This is a genomic window from Kribbella soli, from assembly GCF_004331345.1.
GTDB lineage: Bacteria > Actinomycetota > Actinomycetes > Propionibacteriales > Kribbellaceae > Kribbella > Kribbella soli.
On sequence record NZ_SJJZ01000010.1, the window covers coordinates 1 to 5752 of the forward strand.

A 5752-nucleotide genomic window follows, 5' to 3' on the forward strand; every position below is an offset into this window, starting at 1 on the left:
GCGGTGTGCGTCCGATTCTTGAGAACTCAACAGCGTGCCGAAAGTCAATGCCGAAATTGAAGTATCCCCGTTCACAGGCATTGGGCATCTTTTTCACCCCTGGCCTTTTCGAGGTTTTGGGTGGTTGGTTGTCTGTGTTCTGTGACGGATTCCTTTGAAATTTATACGGATGACAAGTCAGTTTGATTGTTTCTGATTCAAAGGATCACTCGATGTGTCGACTATCCGGTCTTTGACTGGTTGTCATATTTTTCAACGGAGAGTTTGATCCTGGCTCAGGACGAACGCTGGCGGCGTGCTTAACACATGCAAGTCGAGCGGTAAGGCCCCTTCGGGGGTACACGAGCGGCGAACGGGTGAGTAACACGTGAGCAACCTACCCTCAACTTTGGGATAAGCCTCGGAAACGAGGTCTAATACCGGATAATACTGACCATCTCATGGTGGTTGGTTGAAAGTTCTGGCGGTTGGGGATGGGCTCGCGGCCTATCAGCTTGTTGGTGGGGTAATGGCCTACCAAGGCGTCGACGGGTAGCCGGCCTGAGAGGGCGACCGGCCACACTGGGACTGAGACACGGCCCAGACTCCTACGGGAGGCAGCAGTGGGGAATATTGCGCAATGGACGAAAGTCTGACGCAGCAACGCCGCGTGAGGGATGACGGCCTTCGGGTTGTAAACCTCTTTCAGCAGGGACGAAGCGAGAGTGACGGTACCTGCAGAAGAAGGACCGGCCAACTACGTGCCAGCAGCCGCGGTAATACGTAGGGTCCGAGCGTTGTCCGGAATTATTGGGCGTAAAGGGCTCGTAGGCGGTTCGTCACGTCGGGAGTGAAAACTCGGGGCTTAACCCCGAGCCTGCTTCCGATACGGGCAGACTAGAGGTAGGCAGGGGAGAGCGGAACTCCTGGTGTAGCGGTGGAATGCGCAGATATCAGGAAGAACACCGGTGGCGAAGGCGGCTCTCTGGGCCTTACCTGACGCTGAGGAGCGAAAGCGTGGGTAGCGAACAGGATTAGATACCCTGGTAGTCCACGCCGTAAACGTTGGGCGCTAGGTGTGGGGGACATTCCACGTCCTCCGTGCCGCAGCTAACGCATTAAGCGCCCCGCCTGGGGAGTACGGCCGCAAGGCTAAAACTCAAAGGAATTGACGGGGGCCCGCACAAGCGGCGGAGCATGCGGATTAATTCGATGCAACGCGAAGAACCTTACCTGGGTTTGACATATAGGGAAATCCTCCAGAGATGGGGGGTCCGTAAGGGTCCTATACAGGTGGTGCATGGCTGTCGTCAGCTCGTGTCGTGAGATGTTGGGTTAAGTCCCGCAACGAGCGCAACCCTCGTCCTATGTTGCCAGCACGCCCTTCGGGGTGGTGGGGACTCATAGGAGACTGCCGGGGTCAACTCGGAGGAAGGTGGGGATGACGTCAAGTCATCATGCCCCTTATGTCCAGGGCTTCACGCATGCTACAATGGCCGGTACAAAGGGCTGCGATACCGCAAGGTGGAGCGAATCCCAAAAAGCCGGTCTCAGTTCGGATTGGGGTCTGCAACTCGACCCCATGAAGTCGGAGTCGCTAGTAATCGCAGATCAGCAACGCTGCGGTGAATACGTTCCCGGGCCTTGTACACACCGCCCGTCACGTCATGAAAGTCGGCAACACCCGAAGCCGGTGGCCTAACCCTTGTGGAGGGAGCCGTCGAAGGTGGGGCTGGCGATTAGGACGAAGTCGTAACAAGGTAGCCGTACCGGAAGGTGCGGCTGGATCACCTCCTTTCTAAGGAGCATTCGGCGATCGACCCGTAAGGGTGGGTTGTCAATTCGTCGTTTCTTGGACATCCGTTCCAAGGCGACGGTGCTTCGGAATGTGGAACATTGACCATTAGATGTGCAGCGAGATCGGCTGTTGTTAGTACTGCTGACACTCTTTCGAGGGTGTGGGCGTGGAACGCGGAGCTGGTGGAGTGAATCATCGAGGCGCGCTGTTGGGTCCTGAGGAATCGGGCCTGGCTCACAGGGACTTTGGTTCTTGGGGGTTCGGGACTGTTTCTTCTGGGTCACGGATGCACTGGATCTTTGCGGATCGGTGTGTGTCTGGTGGCTGGGGCCGGCTCTCATCAAACTGTTGGTGTGGGTGTTCTGGACCGGGTGGGTTGTTTCCCTGGGCTGGATGCTCGAACCAGCGGGTGGTGAATGTAGGGCTGGTGTTCCTGCCCGTATTTTGAGAACTGTATAGTGAACGCGAGCATCTTTTGTAGCGTAATTTGCGATTTCGCAGATTTGTTGATTTTTTGTGACAAGCTACTAAGGGCAATCGGTGGATGTCTAGGCACCAAGAGCCGATGAAGGACGTTGGAGCCTGCGATAAGCCCCGGGGAGTTGGCAACCGAGCTGTGATCCGGGGGTGTCCGAATGGGGAAACCCAGCTGGCATTCTAAAGCCAGTTACCAGTGCCTGAACACATAGGGTTCTGGAGGGAACGCGGGGAAGTGAAACATCTCAGTACCCGCAGGAAGAGAAAACAATAGTGATTCCGTGAGTAGTGGCGAGCGAAAGCGGATGAGGCTAAACCATGTGCGTGTGATAGCCGGCGTGCGTTGCGCATGTGGGGTTGTGGGAGCATTCGGGTCTTAATGCCGTGAGACCGAAGAGTTATAAATCACTGTTGAAGTCGAATCTTCTGGAATGTTGAGCCGTAGTGGGTTATAGCCCTGTAGGCGTAAGACAGTGACTCTTGAGTGTTTTCCCAAGTAGCACGGGACTCTTGAAATCCCGTGTGAATCTGGCGGGACCACCCGCTAAGCCTAAATACTTCTTGGTGACCGATAGCGGACTAGTACCGTGAGGGAAAGATGAAAAGTACCCCGGGAGGGGAGTGAAATAGTACCTGAAACCGATTGCCTACAATCCGTCGGAGCATCTCCTTGTGGGGTGTGACGGCGTGCCTTTTGAAGAATGAGCCTGCGAGTTAGTGGTGTGTGGCGAGGTTAACCCGTGTGGGGTAGCCGTAGCGAAAGCGAGTCTGAATAGGGCGCTTTAGTCGCATGCTCTAGACCCGAAGCGGAGTGATCTATCCATGGGCAGGTTGAAGCGTGGGTAAGACCGCGTGGAGGACCGAACCCACCAGGGTTGAAAACCTGGGGGATGACCTGTGGATAGGGGTGAAAGGCCAATCAAACTCCGTGATAGCTGGTTCTCCCCGAAATGCATATAGGTGCAGCGTCGCGTGTTTCTTACCGGAGGTAGAGCACTGGATGGTCTAGGGGGCTTACCGGCTTACCGAAATCAGCCAAACTCCGAATGCCGGTAAGTGAGAGCGCGGCAGTGAGACTGCGGGGGATAAGCTCCGTAGTCGAGAGGGAAACAGCCCAGATCACCAGCTAAGGCCCCTAAGCGATTGCTAAGTGGAAAAGGATGTGGAGTTGCCCAGACAACCAGGAGGTTGGCTTAGAAGCAGCCACCCTTGAAAGAGTGCGTAATAGCTCACTGGTCAAGTGATTCCGCGCCGACAATGTAGCGGGGCTCAAGCAATCCGCCGAAGCTGTGGCATTTACACTATTACTCGGCACAGACTTGATCTGTGTCCAGGTGTGTGGATGGGTAGGGGAGCGTCGTGCAGCGTGTGAAGCAGCCTAGTGATGGAGTTGTGGATGCTGCACGAGTGAGAATGCAGGCATGAGTAGCGAATGACGGGTGAGAAACCCGTCCGCCGGATGATCAAGGGTTCCAGGGTCAAGCTAATCTGCCCTGGGTAAGTCGGGACCTAAGGCGAGGCCGACAGGCGTAGTCGATGGACAACGGGTTGATATTCCCGTACCGGCATTAACACGACCCGACCGAACCCGCTGATGCTAAGCCAACGAAACCTTGATGTCTTCGGACGGATTGGTGGGGTTGGTGACCCGAGGTGGTAGTAGGTGCATTGAGGAGTGACGCAGGAGGGTAGTCCAACCGCGGCGATGGTAGGCGCAAGCTGATCCGCGGGCAAGGTGGTAGGGCGAGGCATAGGCAAATCCGTGTCTCATATAGCCTGAGAGCCGAGGCGGACCCGTTCAGGGGAAGTGGATGATCCCATGCTGCCGAGAAAAACTTCGCAGTGAGTGTTAGAGCCGCCCGTACCCCAAACCGACACAGGTGATCAGGTAGAGAATACCAAGGCGATCGAGTGAACCATGGTTAAGGAACTCGGCAAAATGCCCCCGTAACTTCGGGAGAAGGGGGACCTGATCCGTTACACCACTTGCTGGTGGAAGCGGTGATGGTCGCAGAGACCAGGCCCAAGCGACTGTTTACTAAAAACACAGGTCCGTGCGAAGAAGTAATTCGATGTATACGGACTGACGCCTGCCCGGTGCTGGAACGTTAAGGGGACAGGTTAGCTGGTTTCGGCCGGCGAAGCTTTGAACTTAAGCGCCAGTAAACGGCGGTGGTAACTATAACCATCCTAAGGTAGCGAAATTCCTTGTCGGGTAAGTTCCGACCTGCACGAATGGCGTAACGACTTGGGCGCTGTCTCAACCATGGACTCGGCGAAATTGCATTACGAGTAAAGATGCTCGTTACGCGCAGCAGGACGGAAAGACCCCGGGACCTTTACTACAACTTGGTATTGGTGGTCGGTACAATTTGTGTAGGATAGGTGGGAGACTGTGAAACTCGGACGCCAGTTCGGGTGGAGTCATCGTTGAAATACCACTCTGATTGTTCTGGCTGTCTAACTTTGGTCCGTTATCCGGATCAGGGACAGTGCCTGGTGGGTAGTTTGACTGGGGCGGTCGCCTCCTAAAAGGTAACGGAGGCGCTCAAAGGTTCCCTCAGCCTGGTTGGCAATCAGGTGTCGAGTGTAAGTGCACAAGGGAGCTTGACTGTGAGACAGACATGTCGAGCAGGGACGAAAGTCGGAACTAGTGATCCGGCGGTGGCATGTGGGAGCACCGTCGCTCAACGGATAAAAGGTACCCCGGGGATAACAGGCTGATCTTCCCCAAGAGTCCATATCGACGGGATGGTTTGGCACCTCGATGTCGGCTCGTCGCATCCTGGGGCTGGAGTAGGTCCCAAGGGTTGGGCTGTTCGCCCATTAAAGCGGCACGCGAGCTGGGTTTAGAACGTCGTGAGACAGTTCGGTCCCTATCCGCTGCGCGCGCAGGAGACTTGAGAAGGGCTGCCCCTAGTACGAGAGGACCGGGGTGGACGAACCTCTGGTGTGCCAGTTGTTCCGCCAGGAGCACGGCTGGTTGGCTACGTTCGGGAGTGATAACCGCTGAAAGCATCTAAGCGGGAAGCACGCTTCAAGATGAGGTCTCCCACCGGGTTAACCGGGTAAGGCCCCCAGTAGACCACTGGGTTGATAGGCCAGAAGTGGAAGCGCCGCAAGGTGTGGAGCTGACTGGTACTAATAGGCCGAGGGCTTGTCTCTTACACATCCCCAGGCGGGATGTGGAAACCAGCAATGTTTGTTTCGCAAGCCTGCGCTATGAAGTAACGATGTTCGCGTTCACTGTACGGTTCCCGGAATACGGTCAAACCCCAGCAACCAAACCCCCAGCGGGGTTTGTGGCTCGAGTGTGTTTGATTGATATTTCTATAGAGTTTCGGTGGCCATAGCGTCGGGGAAACACCCAGTCTCCATTCCGAACCTGGAAGTTAAGCCCGCCAGCGCCGATGGTACTGCGACCGGGAGGTCGTGGGAGAGTAGGACGCCGCCGGACATTCACACTGTTAAGGGCCACCCCACTAGGGGTGGCCCTTA

General features: G+C 55.9%; 3 rRNA genes. All 3 read left to right on the forward strand.

From position 1 onward, the window contains the following. Nucleotides 1-252: 252 nt before the first annotated feature. The 3 genes from E0H45_RS42265 to rrf all read left to right on the forward strand — a co-directional run bounded on the left by E0H45_RS42265 (nucleotide 253) and on the right by rrf (nucleotide 5711). Nucleotides 253-1777: ribosomal RNA gene (locus E0H45_RS42265) — 16S ribosomal RNA — on the forward strand. 517 nt (nucleotides 1778-2294) lie between these two features. Continuing rightward, a 23S ribosomal RNA gene (locus E0H45_RS42270) occupies nucleotides 2295-5419 on the forward strand. Between the two features lie 174 nt (nucleotides 5420-5593). Next, nucleotides 5594-5711, forward strand: a 5S ribosomal RNA gene (gene rrf, locus E0H45_RS42275). The 16S, 23S and 5S rRNA genes sit together here, the layout of an rRNA operon. Nucleotides 5712-5752 lie beyond the last annotated feature (41 nt).